The following is a 15,695-nucleotide window of genomic DNA, read 5'->3' as shown; positions in this document are numbered from 1 at the left end:
AAAAGGTTATCCAAAGCAAACTTTATACAGTATGCCCGTTTTTCCTGCCCGGAATCATGTGAATTTCCGAAACACGGCCTCTACATCGCATGCTTGACGTCGTCCCACAGATCGTTGAGCTCTGCGGTCGAGAGCCCTTCGAGCTGCACGCCCCGCTCGTAGGCGACATGCTCCATGGCCTCCCAGCGGCGGCGGAACTTGGCCGTGCTGGCGCGCAGCGCGCTCTCGGCGTCGATGCCCTCTTTGCGCGCCACGTTCACGAGGGCGAACAGGATGTCGCCGAACTCCATCTCGCGCTCAGGGGTGCCGGGCTTCTCGCGGTCGAACTCCTTGCCCTCCTCGACCACCTTCTCCCACACCTCGGCGGTGGTGTCCCAGTCGAAGCCCACGGCGGCCGCCTTGCGCGACACCTTCTGCGCCTGCATGAGAGCAGGCAGCGAGGAGGGAACGCCGTCGAGCAGCCCCGCCGGGCGCTCGTCTGCCGCCTCGGCGTCGGCGTCGCGCGCCTCTTTTTCCTTGAGCTTCACGGAGTCCCAGATATCGAGCACCTCGTCGGCGCTGCTCGCCGTCTCGTGATCTCCGAACACATGGGGATGGCGGCGGATGAGCTTGGCGTCGATGTCGCGCGCCACGTCGGCCATGGTGAACTCGCCGGCATCGGCCGCGATCTGCGCATGGAGCACGACCTGCATGAGCACGTCGCCGAGCTCTTCGCGCAGATGGGCCACGTCTTCGCTCTCGATGCAGTCGACGGCCTCGTAGGCCTCCTCGATCATGTTCTTGGCGATGCTCGCATGGGTCTGCTTGCGGTCCCATGGGCAGCCGTCGGGCTGGCGAAGGCGCCAGATGGTCTCCACCAGCGCCTGGAACGCGTCGCGCGCGTCGCACAGCGTCGACGGGTCGCGCGGCGCCGCCTCGGGCTGAACCGGAGCCGAGGCAGGTGCCGCATCCTCCGGCTTGCGCATCCTGCCGCCACCGAATCGATCGAGCATGTCCTACTCCTCCTCGAGCACGACGTGGCGGAACGCGCCGTCCTCATAGATGCCGTAGCTGTGGGTCCCGTCCTTGGGGATGGAGACGCTGCCGGGGTTGAACGCCCAGATGCCCGGGTGGCCCGGCACCTCCTCGTTCACCTTCACATGCGTGTGGCCGTACAGGATAGCCGAGCCGTCAGGCAGCGGCGGGAGGTTGTCGACGCTGTTGTGGAAGCCCGCGCCGAACACGTGGCCATGCGTGCAGAACAGCTGACGACCGTCCGTGTCGAACACGATCGTGCTGTCGGCCATGCAGGGGAACTCGAGGACCATCTGGTCGACCTCCGCCTCGCAGTTGCCGCGTACGGCGATGACCTTGCCCGTCGCGGCAAGGTCGTTCAGCAGGGGGATCACGCGCTTGGGGGCGTAATCGCGCGGCAGGTCGTTGCGCGGGCCGTGGTAGAGCAGATCCCCCAGCAAGATGATGCGGTCGGGCGCCTCTGCCTCGATCGCCTTCATGAGGCGCTCGGCCCAATATGCCGAGCCGTGGATGTCGGAAGCGATAAGAAACTTCATGGATATCCTTTCTGGAAACGATGCGTCAACAGGCTACCGCAGCGCCTCGAAGCGCACGGCGCGCGAGTAGTAAAGATACGCGATCATGATCACCGCGTTCACGATCGACGGCACGACGAAGCCGCCGATGAACACGTAGATGACCACCGCCACCACGTTCAGCACGACCGCGAGCCAGGTGAATCCGATGTAGTAGACGCCCAGCCCTCGGACGGGCTTGTTCGCCACCCCGATGCCCATCCCGCCGAGCAGCAGATCGAACAGCGCCGCCACGAGCGAGCAGATGGCAAGCAGCAGGCCGGGTGACGTGTTGGCGAACATAAGCGACATCCCCGTCCAAGCTGCCATCGCGATGGCAGCAATCACCGCGATGAAGCTCATGATCTTGAGCATCTTTTGATTCGATGACATACGCGCTCCTTCCCGCACGTCGCACACCGCGTTGCACTGTCGAGAGGGTTTATACCCAGCGCGAACGCGCAATGCGGGCGGAATCGGAAACGGTCGGCGCAACCTGGATGGCAGCGTGCACGGCACGGGGCCGACCGATGCGGAATGAATTGGCCAGCGGTTCCCAGGGAAGCACTGATCAATTGCTTTCGCGGCGGTCGGTCCCGTGGCGAGGCGGATGCGGGCGAAGGCGAGGGAGGCGCAGTGTACCTGCGCCGACGCAGCCTGAGCGCGCAGGCGCCCGGCACGGGGCCGACCGGCGCGGAATGAATTGGTCAGTGGTTCCCTGACTCACGCTTGACCTGATGAGCCATGTAGGCGAACGCGATCACGATGACGAAGTTGATGATCGGAGAAGGGACCAGGTCGCCGTTGAGCACGAACAGGAACACGTCGCAGAAGTTCGCCCAAAGGGCAAGCAGCGTGATGATGAACAGCTTGGACACCTTCGCAGGCTTATTGGACACGATAACGCCCATGATGCCCATGGCGAGCGAGAACGCGACCGAGAGCACGATGGACAGCAGATGAAGCGGCTCGAAGGTGATCTCCGCCGACGTGAACAGCACGCGCACCGTGATGCTCAGGTCTACGGCGCCGACAATCGCCAGAAAACTGAGAACCTTGAGCGCCTTCTGCTTGATTGACATCGCTACCTCCCTTGCGCGGGCCGCCCCGTGCGCACCCAGGATGCATTGTACCGTCGGCACGTGGCGCGCAGAAGGCCTCGACCCGCCCCGCAGCAATGGTTTTCGACGCCGGAACGGTATGATTTCGCCATCGTGGTCAATTTGGCCATCGAACCGGGGCTCGAGGACGCGAGCGGCACGGCAATGCGCTTGTACGATAACGTGAAATATTGCGAACTTGGGTGCCGTGTGCGGCCAGATGCGTCCCCTAGGCCGACAAGGCCCGCAAATCCCGCCATCTGCCAGGTGATACGCCGCCTCGGACCGCCGAAAATCCCGGTTCGATGGGCAAATTGACCACGCAGCCGAAAACATAGCGAAAGGCTCCCGCGCGATCGCGAGCAGCGACGGAGCGAGAGCCCTTCTTGACACAGATAGCGGGCCAGCCCTGTTCAAAACGGAATCGATCAGCCCATCTCTTTGGCGGGGCGAGCAGCGCGCACGGTGTCCATCACCTGCTGCAGCGGCACATCGTGCTCGCGAGCGATGCGGGCGCAGTCCTCGTACTCGGGGGCGACCCGGTCGCTTCCGTCGGGAAGCGCAACGTGCTTGAGGCGCGCCGGGCCCCACGGCGTGTCAACCGTCTGCAACGTGCGGGGCAGCACCGTTCGATCCCATGCGCTGCGACGGACGCCGATCGTCGAGGTCTCTCGGAAGATGATCCGCTCCATTCGCTCGACATCTTCAGGTGCCGCGATAACCTGCAGCTGATAGGCGGGGCGCCCCTTCTTGGTAAAGACCGGGATCCAGTGGACCTCGCGTGCGCCGGCGGACCGCAGCTGATCGGCGGCATAGGCGAGCACCTCGGACGTGCTGTCGTCGATGTCGCACTCGAGCTTGACGATGCGATCATGCAGGGCGTCGGACGACGGCTCGATGATCATGGCGCGCAGCAGGCTCGGCCGCGAATACGTGCGCTTGCCGGCTCCAAGGCCCACGCGCTTGACATGGAACCGCTCGGGTAGGCAGCGCTCGGCGCGCAACGCCGCAACGGCGGCGGCGCCGGTCGGCGTGACCAGCTCGCCCTCCACCTCGCAGATGGAAAGCGGCAGATCATGCTCCGTCGCCACATTCAGCGTCGCGGGAACGGGAACGGGAATGATGCCGTGCTGGCAGCGGATGGTCCCGTGGCCGTCGACGAGCTCGGGCACGATGACCCGATCGACATCGAGGTCGTCGATGCACACCGCGATGGAAACGATGTCGACGATGGAGTCGACCGCCCCCACCTCATGGAAATGCACCTGATCGAGCGGGACCGCATGCGCCTTGGCCTCGGCGTGCGCGAGCACGTCGACCATGCGATGGGCGAGGTCCCGAGCGCGCGGGGCGAGCTGGGCGGCGTCGATGATGCGGTCGATGTCCGCCGGCCCACGGTGCTCGTGGTGGTGGTGACCGTGGTCGTGATCATGATGGTGGCCGCAGCCGTGCTCGTGCTCGTGCTCGTGCTCGTGCTCGTGCTCGTGCTCGTGCTCGTGCTCGTGCTCGTGCTCGTGCTCGTGCTCGTGCTCGTGCTCGTGCTCGTGCTCGTGCTCGTGCTCGTGCTCGTGCTCGTGAGCAGCGTACGCCTCCCCGTGCAGGTACGCCATATCGTGGTCGTGGTTTTCATGCGCCGCGTCGAGCACCACGTCGAAGTCGCAGCAGTCGATGCCGGCCTTCTTCACGCGGCTCACGCGGATGTCGAAGCCGGAGACCGGCAGCGTTGCCAGCGTGTCGCGCAGGCGCGCCTCGTTGGCGCCCGCGTCGAGCAGCGCCGCGACGAGCATGTCGCCGCTGATGCCGTTCGTGCAATCAAGATAGAGCGTTTTGCCCATGGTTCCCCCTCGCAAGCAGGCGTGCGCCCGCATAGATCAATCGTTTGCCGGACCGGGTAGATGGTTGATGAGCGACGCCTGGTACGCAGCGCCGAAGCCGTTGTCGATGTTCACGACGGACACTCCGCTCGCGCAGCTGTTGACCATGGCGAGCAGCGTGGTGAGGCCGCCGAGGTTCGCGCCGTAGCCCACGCTCGTGGGAACGGCGATAACCGGACACGCGGCAAGACCGCCCACGACGCTGGGGAGCGCGCCCTCCATGCCGGCGATGGCGATAATCACCTGAGCCCGGGCGATCTGCTCGCCATGCGATAGCAGGCGATGGATGCCGGCCACGCCGGCATCGTTTACGCACTCGACCTCGTTTCCCAAAAAGCGCGCCGTCAGCGCGGCCTCCTGCGCGACGCCGACATCGGACGTCCCCGCGGTTACGACCAGGATCGTGCCGTTGCCGTCCGGCTCGGGCAGATCTCCCACCACGCCCGCTCGCGCATCGCGATGATAGGTATATGGGCAGCTGAGTTCAGAGAGCCTCGCGGCCTTCTCCTCATCAAGGCGCGTGATCAGCACGCGTTGCTGGCCCGCCGCGCGCATCGCGTCGACGATTCCCGCAATCTGCTCGGCCGTCTTCCCCGCTCCGTAGATGACCTCGGATACCCCGGTCCGCACGCCGCGCTCGGTATCGATCTGCGCGTATCCCAGATCCGTCACCGTGTCGAGCCGCGCGCGCTCCACCAGCTGCTCGGGCGTCATGTCGCCCGCAGCGACCGCGCGGGCGAGCGCCGTCAATTCGGCTGCGTCCATACCGGTCCACCTTTCATTGCGAATGATCCCCGTCGCTCGGCACGCGAGCGACGGATGTCCCTCAAGACGCTACCACATGGAGCGTGCTCCAAGTCACAGTATGAGCAACCGAATTCACAGGGGGTACGCATGTCCTTAAGGACAAACTGCTATCCTTGCCCTTCAGCACACCGAACGCATCTCGGCACGGCAGCACTTCAAGCGAAGGGAGGGCCCATGCCCCATTCGACCCCAACGTCTAACCGTTCCGCCGACACAAACGGCACCAAGCCCCAGCGCCCTATGAGCAGCACCGGAGAGGGCTCCCTCATGGGCGGCGACTTCTCGGACAACGCCGCGAACGCGCCCACGACCACCACGAGCCCCGCGCTGTCAATCGCGTCCGCTGCAGCCGGCGTGATCGGCGTGGTTTTGGCGCTTTTCGTAAGCTGGCTGCTCAGCGTCATCGTTGGCGTCGCCGCCATCCTGCTGGGACGCGCGGCAACCCGCCGCGAGGCGTCCTATCCCAAACTTGCGCTCGTCGGAAAGATCCTCGGCTTCATCTGCGTCGTCGCCAACACAGCGCTCATGGTCCTCTACATTTACCAGCTCATGAGCCTGGGCTTGCTCTAGTGAAACGCTGATCGACGGCACCGGGGCCCATTGCACCGAAGGCCCCGGGTGCCACGCCCTCTCCTGGACGAAAGTGGCTAGAAATTTCTATTTTGCTGTAGGCCGGCCCGGATGAAGGCGTCCGCTCTGACCGTAATGTCCGTATCGGCCGCCTATGATGCGGATGCCATGGCCTCAAACACCTCGAATAGGGGCCATGCAGGGGGAGGAGCGGTGCCGACGGCGGGTTTTGAGCCCGATCGTGCGACACCGCAACAGCATAATAGAAATATCTAGCCACTTTTTCTCAGGAGAGGGAGCGGCCGGAACGGCGCGGAGCGCCTGGGCATGCAAATCAGCGGTTCCCTAAGCGCGACCCGACGCCTGTAGGCAAAAACGCCCGCGGGCGGTCTTCCCAAAAGACCGCCCGCGGACGCAACGTGTCGTCAGAAGCACCTATGGCAGCAGCGTCTGCTCCCACTCCGCCTCGCGAAAGCCGACGAGCACGGCATCGTCCGTGACCACGATGGGACGCTTGACCAGCATGCCGTCGGTCGCAAGCAGGGCGAAGGCGTCCTCGTCGCTCATCCCCGCATCCAACTTGGCCTTGACGCCGAGCTCGCGGTAGCGCATGCCGCTCGTGTTGAAGAAACGGCGGACGGGCAAGCCGGAGCGCTCGCGCCAGCCGGCGAGCTCGTCTGCTGTCGGATTGTCCTCGACGATATGGCGATCGACGTACTCGATCGCGTGGTCATCCAGCCACTTCTTGGCTTTCTTGCAGGTCGAGCACTTAGGATATTCCACGAACAGCACCGGCATACGGCAACCACCTCTCAGATCGCGTGGGTCGTTGCGGCGATTGTAGCACGAGCATCCGCCCTACTCTTCCGATGCCGTCCTCCTCAACAGCTCGAGCGCGTCCTCTTTCGTGGCGACGCCGAGCTTCTCGTACGCGCGCGTGCAATACGTACCGACCGTCGATCTCGATAGGTACATCTCGTCGGCGAGCTGTGCCTGGGTCTTGCCACGGTAGACGCCGATCAGGATGTCGCGCTCCCGATCGGTGAGATTGTGCTCGGCGAGCAAGCGGTCGATGCGGATGCGCTCCTCGTCGCTGGAGGCCGGCGCCGCATCGGCCTGCGCCTGGTTGGAGACTGGTACGACAGGTGCGGCAGGGGCTGCCGGCGCTTCCGGAACCACGTTCGCCCGCGCCGCGTCGCGCTTGCTGAACCTGCGCACCAAGAACACGACGAGCACGGCGATCAACACGATGGGCAGCACGTAGTTGATCAGCGCTAAGACGATTATGACCACCCACTCGAATCCTTTGGGCAACATCGTCGGCCTCCTCACCTTGTAGACAGTCCGCCTTCAAGACGAATTATTCCCGCTCGACACGCCTGCGTCTGTCATGCACCCTGTTGATTTTTGGCAACGATTCCGCAGGTCGATCGTGTCGTGCAAAAATGTCTACACGCGCCGGAGCGCCCTTTGGCCTCAGCGGTGGCGCGCGTCGAGCTCCCCGGCGAGCTCGTCGAGCGTGACGCCGTAGCGCTCGAGCGTGACGAGCAGATGGTAGATGAGATCTCCCGCCTCGTAGCGGATGTGGTCGTGATCGTTATCCTTGCACGCCATGATGACCTCGCTCGCCTCCTCGGCAAGCTTCTTGAGCAAGCTGTCGGCCTCGCCCTGCAGCAGCTTGGCCGTATAGGACGTATCCGGCGTCGCGCCACGGCGCTCGTGGATAACCGCAGCGAGGCCCGTCAGCGTCTCGCCGATGTTGCCGTCCTGTACATGCTCGGTACGAACTCCCATAGTCCAGCCTTTCTAACGTGCGTCGTCCAAGGTGCGGAAAAAACAGCTTCGGTTGCCGGTGTGGCACGCGGGGCCCGGCGAATCGACCAGCGCGAGCAGGGTGTCCGCATCGCAGTCGACTTTGAGCTCATGCAGCTGCTGCATGTTGCCGCTCGTCGCTCCCTTGTTCCACAGCTCTTGACGGCTGCGGCTCCAAAACCACGTCGTGCCCGTCTGAAGCGTCAGCTCCACCGACTCGGCGTTCATCCACGCCACCATGAGCACCTCGCCCGTATCGTACTGCTGCACCACGCACGGGATGAGCCCCTGCGCATCGAACTTCAGCTCGCTGATATCCATTGCCGCCCTTTCTGACGAGACCTGCGAAAAAGCACCGACCGATCACTAAAAATCGAGGCGGACGGGGATGCCCTGCGATGCCATGTACTCCTTGACCTGCCGAATGCTGTAGGTGCCGAAGTGGAACACGCTCGCCGCCAGCACGGCGTCGGCCTCGCCCTCGATAACCCCCTCGGCAAAGTGCTCGAGCGTGCCCACGCCGCCGCTCGCGATGACGGGGATGGGGACCGCGCGGGCAACCGCGCGGGTCAGCGCCAGATCGAAACCCTCCTTGGTTCCGTCGCGGTCCATGCTCGTCAGCAGGATCTCGCCCGCGCCGCGTCGCGCAGCCTCCTGCGCCCAGGCGACCGCATCGATGCCCGTCGGCGTGCGCCCGCCGGCAAGATAGACTTCCCACTTGTCGGCGCCCGGCGCCCCGGGCACGCCGACGCGCTTGGCGTCGATGGCGACGATGACCGCCTGGCTGCCGAACGCCGCGGCGGCCTCGGTGATGAGCTCGGGCCGGCGCACGGCGGCCGAGTTGATCGACACCTTGTCCGCTCCTGCAGCGACCATCTGGCGCATGCCGGCAAGATCGCGGAACCCGCCGCCCACCGTATAGGGAATCGACAGCTCGCAGGCGGCGTGCGCCGCCATGTCGATCGTCGTCGCGCGATCGTCGCTCGTCGCCGTGATGTCGAGGAACACCACCTCGTCGGCGCCCTCGCGATCATAGGCGGCCGCGAGCTCGATGGGGTCTCCCGCATCGCGCAGCGACACGAAGTTCACGCCCTTGACCACACGCCCGTCCTTCACGTCCAGGCATGGGATGATCCGCTTGGTCAGCATGTCGCCTCCTTCGCCGCGGCGAGCGCCTCGGCCAACGTGAAGTTCTTTTCGTACAGGGCGCGTCCGATGATGCAGCCCTCGATGATGCTCGCATCCGCGGCTGCGCACGCGCGAATGTCGTCCAGCGTGGAGATGCCGCCCGACGCCACCACGGGAAAGCCCGCGCATCCGGCGACGCGGCGGTAGGCCTCCACGTCGATGCCGGTCTGCATGCCGTCGCGCGCGATATCCGTGAACACCAGGTGCTTGAAGCCGAGGCCCGACAGCTCCCCCACCACGTCCTCGACGCTGCGGGAGATGCCCTCGCGCCAGCCGTTTATCTTGACCTGGCCGTCGCGGGCGGCAACATCCGCTGCGAGTAGGTCGCCGAACCCGCGCGCCGCGATCTCGGCAAACCCGGGTTCGGTCACGAGCACCGTGCCGAGCGCGATGCGCCGGGCCCCATAAGCCGCCAGCTCGTCGATGCGGGCAAGCGACCGCACGCCGCCGCCCACGTCGACAGACAGGCCGTCGATTCGACAGATCGCCTCGATGGCAGCGGAATTGGCCGCGCGGGCGTCATCGTCCTCCTCGAGCGCTGCCGAGAGGTCGACCACGTGCACCCACGTGGCCCCCTGCTCCAAAAACTCGTGCGCCTGGGCGACCGGATCGTCGGAATACACCTTCATATGCGCGCGGTCGCCGCGCTCCAGGCGCACGACCTTGCCGGCAACGAGGTCGATAGCGGGAAAGACGATCATGCGCGCGCCTCCTTCATGTGCGCCTCCACGATGCGCACGAAATTCTCGAGAATCTGATGCCCGTGAGCCGAGGACTTCTCGGGGTGGAACTGGCATCCGTAGATGTTGCCGTTCCACACGACCGAGCCGAACGCGCGCGCGTAGAACGTGCGGGCGGCGACAACGCGTGCGTCCACGTCCTCGTCGAGTGCGTAGGAATGCGTGAAGTAGAGGTTCGCGCCCTCGTCGAACCCCTTGAGCAGCGGACACGAGAGACCCGCCGGCGTAAGGTGCACCTGGTCCCATCCCACGTGCGGTATCTTCAGGCGGTCCGCCGGCAGGATGGTGCACGACCCCTTGAGCAGGCCGAGGCCGCGGACCCAGCGCTTCCCCTCGGCCTCGAATACGGCCCCGGGGGCGTCGGCGGGCGCGGAGCCAGCCGTCGCGTCTGCCGGCACGCCTTCGTCGCCGCGCTCAAAAAGCAGCTGGAGCCCCAGGCAGATACCCAGAAACGGAGTTCCCTCCCCTTCTGTCAGCGCATCGATGACCGCCTGGTCCTGGCCCGATTCATGCATGAAGGCGATCGCGTCGTAAAAGGACCCCACCCCCGGCAGCACGATGCCGTCGGCCGCGCGAATGCGCTCGGGGTCGTCGGATACGACGGCCTCGGCGCCCGCGCGCGCAAGCCCGCGGGCCACGCTGGACAGGTTGCCTTTGTGGTAGTCGACGATGACGATGCTCGGCTTATCGGCCATAGCCGCACCTTTCTCCATGCATGAACAGAAATGGCCCCGTCCCCAAACGCGCCATCAGAGGGAGCCCTTGGTGGACGGCACGCCCGTCACGCGCGGATCGCGTTCGCAGGCATGCCGCATGGCGCGCCCGACCGCTTTGAACGCAGCCTCGATGATATGGTGGCTGTTCGCGCCGGCGAGCTCGCGCACATGCAGGGTCAGGCGCGCATCGCGGGCGAACGCGTAGAAGAACTCGACGGCGAGCTCGGTGTCGAACGAGCCGACGCGCTCGGTCGGCAGCGGCAGGTCGCAATACGCCTGGCCGCGCCCCGAGATATCCACCGCGGCCATGACGAGCGTCTCGTCCATGGGGATGGCGCAGTCGGCGAAGCGCGTGATGCCCGCCTTGTCGCCCAGCGCGCAGGCGAACGCCTGCCCGAGCACGATGCCCGTGTCCTCCACGGTGTGATGCGCATCGACCTCGATGTCGCCGGTCGCGTGGACCGTCAGATCGAACAGGCCGTGGCGCCCGAAGGCGTTCAGCATGTGGTCGAAAAACGGAACGCCCGTCGAGATGTCACAGGTGCCCGATCCGTCCAGATCCAGCTCGATCGTGATGTCGGTTTCGCCCGTCGTGCGGGTCACTCGCGCCGTTCGCGTCATATCCCTCATGCCTCCTCGTCGAGCAGCGCCCCCAGCGCCGCAAGCACCTCGTCGTTTTCCTCGGGCGTGCCCACGGTGATGCGCAGGCACCCCTCCAGCCCGGGCACGGCGCTGAAGTCGCGCACGAGGATGGAGTGCTCATCGCGCAGGCGGCGGCGAATCGCGCTCGCCTCGTCGATGCGCACGAGCAGGAAGTTCCCCTGGCTCGGCCAGGCCTGAACGCGCTCGTCGGACTCCAACGCGGCGAGCATGCGCTCGCGCTCGGAGCGGATCTTTTCCACGACCGGCACGAACGCGTTGCGCATCTGCGCGGCGGCGAGCGCCGCCGCCTGCGTGAGCACGTTGACCGAATAGATCTGGCGCACCGCTGCGAACACCTCGATCGCATCGGCGGCCGCGATCACGTACCCGCAGCGGATGCCTGCCTCGCCGAACGCCTTGGAAAGCGTGTGGAGGATCACCAGGTTGGGGCACGACGCAAGCAGCCCGCACGCGTCATAGCCCGCATCGGCGAACTCGATGTAGGCCTCGTCCAGCATCACCATGCCGGGGCACGCGCGGCACAGCTGCGCCACGAAGCTCACGGGCAGCGCGTCGCCGGTCGGGTTGTTGGGCGAGGTGACGATGACCAGGTCGGCCGTCTGCGCCGCCGCCAGCGTCGCCTTCTCGTCGACGCGCAGCGTCTTGCGGTCGCGCCGTACGGTCCTCACCGATGTCTGGGTGAGCGAGGCGAAGAACTCGTACTCGGAAAAGCACGGCGGGCAGACCAGCAGCGTGCGCCCCTGGCCCCCGAAGGCGAGCAGGAAGTTGTAGAGCAGCTCGTCGCCGCCGTTGCCCACGCAGACGTTCTCGCGGGCAACGCCGTGCCACGCGGCGAGCTCGTCGCGCAGCGCCCCGGACATGGGATCCGGGTAACGGTTGAGCGGCGTTGCCGCCAGGGCGCCATCGATTGCGGCGCGCACGCCGTCGGGCAGCGGATAGGTGTTCTCGTTGGCCGACAGGTTGATGCGCGTGGGCGTGAAGTTCGGATCGTAGGGCTCGATGCCGGCAAGATGGGGCTGGACCAGCGCGCGCATGCGCTCGGAGAGCTCTGCCATGGGACTCCTCTTTCGTACATGCCGGGCAGCCTGCCCGGTAGATTCAGTCGGATGCGAAGCGGTTGCTTCGAGAGGGCGCCTACGCGCCCGCGGCCACCGTTTCGGCGGGATCGTCGGGCCAGGCAACGGCGGTCAGGTCGACGGCCGCCAGGGCGTCCGTCGCCACCGCGCCCTCGCCGCGCTCCAGCACGCGGCGGCGCAGCGCCGTGGAGAGCGCATGGGCCCAGAGCCCCTCGGCGTGCGCAAGGCGCTGGGTTGCCGGCGCATCCTTGAGCAGGCCCGCGGGCGTGTAGCAGATGATCGAGGACTTCTTGACGAAGTCGTCCACCGAAAGCGGGTTGGAGAACGCCGCGGTGCCGCCCGTGGGCAGCGTGTGGTTGGGTCCCGCCACGTAATCGCCGAGCGGCTCGGTGCTCCACGCACCCACGAAGATGGCGCCCGCGTTGCGGATGGCCCCCAGCAGCCCCAGCGCGTCGGCGCAGTGGAGCTCGAGATGCTCGGGCGCGATGGTGTTCACCGCCTCGACGGCCGCATCCATATCGGCGGCGATGATGATCGTGCCCTCGTTGTCGAGCGAGGCGCGCGTGATGTCCGCGCGCGGGCTCTGGGCAACCAGGACCCCGATCGCCCGCTCGACCTCGGCAGCAAAGGCGGTATCGCAGGTCACGAGGTAGCAGGCCGCCAGCGGGTCGTGCTCGGCCTGCGCCATCAGGTCGGCGGCGACCACGGCGGGATGGGCGGTCGCATCCGCCAGCACGCAGACCTCGGAGGGGCCGGCGACCATGTCGATGCCGACGTCTCCGGACACCAGGCGCTTGGCTGCCGCCACATACGCGTTGCCGGGGCCGGTGATCTTCCCCACCCGCGGGATGGACTCGGTGCCGTAGGCGAGCGCGGCGACGGCCTGCGCGCCGCCGACCGTGTAGATCTCATCGACCCCGCCGACTTTGGCCGCGGCCAGCGTGTAGGGAGAGATAGGGCAGGTCCCTGCCTCAACGGCATCGCGCTGCGGCGGCGTGACCATGATCACCCGCTCGACGCCGGCGACTTTGGCGGGAATCGCGTTCATGAGCACAGTCGAAGGGTACTGGGCGCGGCCGCCGGGCACGTAGATGCCGGCAGCTGCCAGCGGCGTCACCTTCACACCCAGCATGGTGCCGTCGGGACGTGTCGTGAACCAGGACTGCTGCGCCTCGCGCTCGTGGAAATCGCGAATCTGAGCGGCGGCCTTCTCGAGGGCCGCCAGAAAGGCGGGGTCGAGTCCCTCGAGCGCGGCGTCGATCTGCTCTTGCGGCAGGCGGAACGAGGCGAGGTCCACGCCATCGAACTCGCTGCAATAGCGCCGAACGGCGGCGTCTCCCTCGGAGCGCACCGCATCGATGATGCGCTGGGCCGCCTGCGTGATGTCGGCCGGCAGCACGCCCTCGCGCGTCAGCATCGAGGCGTCGAGGAGCTCGCCTGCGGCCAGCGTGATGGTCTTCATATCAAATCGTCTCCTCACGAGATCGGGCAGTCCGTCTTGGCGGATAGGGGCGCACGGCAGCAGACATGGATCCCTGCCGGGCATTGCTACTTTAGCACGATAAAGTTTTTCACACCACCTCTGGAAACACGAGGGAAATACGGCGCCTTCGGAAAGGGAGGTATCCGCTCCGCGGCGAAACGACACCGCATTTCCCCAGATATGAGGGGGTTGTTATTTATAGAAAACCAATTTGGTATCAACGCGGCGCACATCACGCAGGTCGAGCGCGAAACGGACACATGTGACAAGCTATCTACCAGCGGTTTTGCTCAGCCACCTCATCGCAGAACGCTGCGAAGCGCCCGTTTTGCCCGGGCATACCCCGATTGTTGATACCAAATTCGGCAAGCTCCGCTCAGGGGCCTCAACCCTGCGCCACGACGGCGGCCAGGCGCTCCGCGAGCCTCCTCACGCGCCCGTCCAGCCTCGCGCGGCCGGGGTTCACGAAGAACCGCGCCGTGCACTCCATGATCTCGCCGGTGATGACGAGGTCGTTTTCGCGCAGCGTCGTGCCGGTCGCCGTGATGTCCACGATGCGGTCGGACAGGCCCACGATGGGTCCGAGCTCGATGTTGCCGTGAAGCGAGATGATGTCCGCGTTCACGCCGCGCTCCTCGTACCAGGCGCTCGCGATGCGCGGGTACTTCGTCGCAACGCGCAGGCTGCCGCGGCGCGCATAGGCGCGCTCCGCCTCCCCCGCCCGCCATGCGGGCTCGGCCTCGATGAACCGGCATGCGCCGAATTGCAGGTCGATAAGCTGAAGCAGGTTGAGGTCGGCCTCGATCAAGGAGTCGCGCCCGCAGATACCGCAGTCGGCTCCCCCGCAGGCAACGAACGCCGGGGCGTCGGTCGGTCGTACGATGATGTATTCCACCTCGCCGATGGAGTCGTCGTCTTCGCGCGTATCGCTCGCCCTGAAGATCAGGTGTCGGCCGGGATCGCGCAGGGCGGACACGTCAAGCCCCGCAGCCTCGAGCACGCGCAGCGTATCGGCGTTGAGCGAGCCCTTTGGGACGGCGATGCGCAAGGGCGCCGCCACATCGCGCGGGATCGCCCCGTCCCCGCCCGCGCACACGGCCTTCTCGTCGGGACGGACGGCCTCGAGCCGCTCGAGCGAGAACGCAAAGCCGGCGGCGGGGACGCGCTGCACGCCGTCGATCGCGCCGTCGAGCACGGTATCGTAGCGACCGCCCGAGCCGACGGAGTCCGGCATGCCGGCGGCGTAGACCTTGAACAGCAGGCCCGTGTAGTAGTCAAACGAGTTCAAGATGGAGAAATCGAACGTCAGGCGCGCGCGGACGTCCTCCCCCATCGCGGAGACCGCCCCATAGAGCGCACGCAGCTCGTCGGTGGCGGAATCGCCCACCCCGGCGTCCTCCAGCAGCGCGTCGACCTCGTCGAGCACCTCGATGCCGCCGCTCAGGCGCGGCAGGGCGCACACGGCGCGCTTGAAGGCCTCGTCCTCGCCGCTTGCGCGCACGCACGCATCGAGGTCAACGAGGTTGTTGGCGTGCACGAATTCGAGCACGCGACGGGCGAGGTCCGCGTCGGCGCAGCAGGAAAGCAGGGCCTTGATGGGCAGGACGCTGCCGCAGACGAGCCGCCAGCCGGGTAGGCCGAGCTCGCGCACGACCTCGACCGCGATCGAGACGATCTCGGCATCCCCCGCCGCGCCGCCGGCGCCGATCAGCTCGTAGCCGAGCTGCGTGAACTGGCGCGAGGTACCGCTGTTGCGCGAGGCGGCGCGCACGACCGGGGCCTCGTAGCGCAGGCGCAGCGGCAGATCGCCGGCGCTCATGCGCGAGGACACGAGCCTCACGATGGAAAGCGTGTTGTCGGGACGGACGACCAGGAAGCGACCGTCGTCGTCGAAAAGCTTGAAGGGCGTATCCGCCAGGTGCCCGCCCTGCTCCAGCGCGCTTTTGTCCTCCAAAAGCGGCGTCTCGACCGGAAGGTAGCGATGCGCCTTGAGGCAGTTCTTTACCGTCAGCGCGATATCCTCGCGCGCCTGCGCCTCCTCGGGCAGAATGTCCCTGAATCCCCATGGCGTTGCCGTCATGCGCCGCTCCTCTCTTCT

The 15,695-nt window shown here is 66.3% G+C and carries 18 protein-coding genes; 1 reads left to right on the top strand and 17 read right to left on the bottom strand.

Annotation, left to right across the window (positions count from 1 at the left end):
- Positions 1-80: 80 nt before the first annotated feature.
- The 6 genes from mazG to larB form a co-directional block, all read right to left on the bottom strand.
- Positions 81-965: a nucleoside triphosphate pyrophosphohydrolase gene (mazG, locus tag BN3789_RS05785; RefSeq protein WP_066831797.1), complete on the bottom strand. Its 885-nt coding sequence runs from the start codon at positions 963-965 to the stop codon at positions 81-83.
- Positions 966-995: 30 nt separating this feature from the next.
- Positions 996-1,550 carry a phosphodiesterase gene (yfcE, locus tag BN3789_RS05780; RefSeq protein WP_066831608.1) on the bottom strand — a complete coding sequence of 185 codons (555 nt, stop codon included), beginning with the start codon at positions 1,548-1,550 and terminating at the stop codon, positions 996-998.
- Between the two features lie 33 nt (positions 1,551-1,583).
- Positions 1,584-1,961 carry a hypothetical protein gene (locus BN3789_RS05775; RefSeq protein ID WP_066831607.1) on the bottom strand — a complete coding sequence of 126 codons (378 nt, stop codon included), beginning with the start codon at positions 1,959-1,961 and terminating at the stop codon, positions 1,584-1,586.
- A gap of 314 nt (positions 1,962-2,275) precedes the next feature.
- Positions 2,276-2,650 carry a hypothetical protein gene (locus tag BN3789_RS05770; RefSeq protein ID WP_066831595.1) on the bottom strand — a complete coding sequence of 125 codons (375 nt, stop codon included), beginning with the start codon at positions 2,648-2,650 and terminating at the stop codon, positions 2,276-2,278.
- Between the two features lie 446 nt (positions 2,651-3,096).
- Complete coding sequence (larC, locus tag BN3789_RS05765) at positions 3,097-4,503, bottom strand: nickel pincer cofactor biosynthesis protein LarC (RefSeq protein ID WP_066831593.1); 1,407 nt, start codon at positions 4,501-4,503, stop codon at positions 3,097-3,099.
- A gap of 36 nt (positions 4,504-4,539) precedes the next feature.
- Positions 4,540-5,307 (bottom strand): nickel pincer cofactor biosynthesis protein LarB, encoded by a 768-nt coding sequence (gene larB, locus BN3789_RS05760; protein ID WP_066831590.1) that lies wholly within the window; start codon positions 5,305-5,307, stop codon positions 4,540-4,542.
- Between the two features lie 216 nt (positions 5,308-5,523).
- Between larB and BN3789_RS05755 the strand changes: the two genes are divergently transcribed.
- Positions 5,524-5,919 (top strand): hypothetical protein, encoded by a 396-nt coding sequence (locus BN3789_RS05755; protein ID WP_066831588.1) that lies wholly within the window; start codon positions 5,524-5,526, stop codon positions 5,917-5,919.
- Between the two features lie 435 nt (positions 5,920-6,354).
- On the opposite strand, the gene BN3789_RS05750 is transcribed toward BN3789_RS05755, so the two are convergent.
- From BN3789_RS05750 to hisG, 11 genes are all read right to left on the bottom strand, one after another.
- Entirely contained in the window at positions 6,355-6,717 is a 363-nt protein-coding gene (locus tag BN3789_RS05750; protein ID WP_066831586.1) for an arsenate reductase family protein, read from the bottom strand.
- 60 nt (positions 6,718-6,777) lie between these two features.
- Complete coding sequence (locus BN3789_RS05745; protein ID WP_161938976.1) at positions 6,778-7,212, bottom strand: response regulator transcription factor; 435 nt, start codon at positions 7,210-7,212, stop codon at positions 6,778-6,780.
- A 183-nt stretch (positions 7,213-7,395) separates the two neighbouring features.
- Complete coding sequence (hisE, locus tag BN3789_RS05740; protein ID WP_066831582.1) at positions 7,396-7,713, bottom strand: phosphoribosyl-ATP diphosphatase; 318 nt, start codon at positions 7,711-7,713, stop codon at positions 7,396-7,398.
- A gap of 12 nt (positions 7,714-7,725) precedes the next feature.
- The gene (gene hisI, locus BN3789_RS05735) at positions 7,726-8,052 is read right to left on the bottom strand and encodes a phosphoribosyl-AMP cyclohydrolase (protein WP_066831580.1); all 327 of its coding nucleotides are present in this window, start codon (positions 8,050-8,052) and stop codon (positions 7,726-7,728) included.
- A gap of 45 nt (positions 8,053-8,097) precedes the next feature.
- The gene (gene hisF, locus BN3789_RS05730; RefSeq protein WP_066831574.1) at positions 8,098-8,880 is read right to left on the bottom strand and encodes an imidazole glycerol phosphate synthase subunit HisF; all 783 of its coding nucleotides are present in this window, start codon (positions 8,878-8,880) and stop codon (positions 8,098-8,100) included.
- Positions 8,874-9,620 (bottom strand): 1-(5-phosphoribosyl)-5-[(5-phosphoribosylamino)methylideneamino]imidazole-4-carboxamide isomerase, encoded by a 747-nt coding sequence (locus BN3789_RS05725; protein ID WP_066831572.1) that lies wholly within the window; start codon positions 9,618-9,620, stop codon positions 8,874-8,876. Before BN3789_RS05725 ends, hisF begins: the two co-directional genes overlap by 7 nt.
- Positions 9,617-10,354: an imidazole glycerol phosphate synthase subunit HisH gene (locus BN3789_RS05720; protein ID WP_066831571.1), complete on the bottom strand. Its 738-nt coding sequence runs from the start codon at positions 10,352-10,354 to the stop codon at positions 9,617-9,619. Before BN3789_RS05720 ends, BN3789_RS05725 begins: the two co-directional genes overlap by 4 nt.
- 54 nt (positions 10,355-10,408) lie before the next feature.
- Positions 10,409-10,996 carry an imidazoleglycerol-phosphate dehydratase HisB gene (gene hisB, locus BN3789_RS05715; RefSeq protein ID WP_066831568.1) on the bottom strand — a complete coding sequence of 196 codons (588 nt, stop codon included), beginning with the start codon at positions 10,994-10,996 and terminating at the stop codon, positions 10,409-10,411.
- Between the two features lie 5 nt (positions 10,997-11,001).
- Positions 11,002-12,093 (bottom strand): histidinol-phosphate transaminase, encoded by a 1,092-nt coding sequence (hisC, locus tag BN3789_RS05710; protein ID WP_066831565.1) that lies wholly within the window; start codon positions 12,091-12,093, stop codon positions 11,002-11,004.
- A 79-nt stretch (positions 12,094-12,172) separates the two neighbouring features.
- The gene (gene hisD, locus BN3789_RS05705) at positions 12,173-13,576 is read right to left on the bottom strand and encodes a histidinol dehydrogenase (RefSeq protein ID WP_066831562.1); all 1,404 of its coding nucleotides are present in this window, start codon (positions 13,574-13,576) and stop codon (positions 12,173-12,175) included.
- A 406-nt stretch (positions 13,577-13,982) separates the two neighbouring features.
- Positions 13,983-15,677, bottom strand: coding sequence for an ATP phosphoribosyltransferase (gene hisG, locus BN3789_RS05700; protein WP_066831560.1), 1,695 nt, complete (start codon positions 15,675-15,677; stop codon positions 13,983-13,985).
- Positions 15,678-15,695: the final 18 nt, after the last annotated feature.

It is taken from the genome of Collinsella ihumii (assembly GCF_900046475.1).
In the GTDB taxonomy this organism is placed as follows: Bacteria; Actinomycetota; Coriobacteriia; order Coriobacteriales; family Coriobacteriaceae; genus Collinsella; species Collinsella ihumii.
Note: the sequence above shows the minus strand (reverse complement) of the source record. Positions and strands in the feature narration are given on the sequence as shown.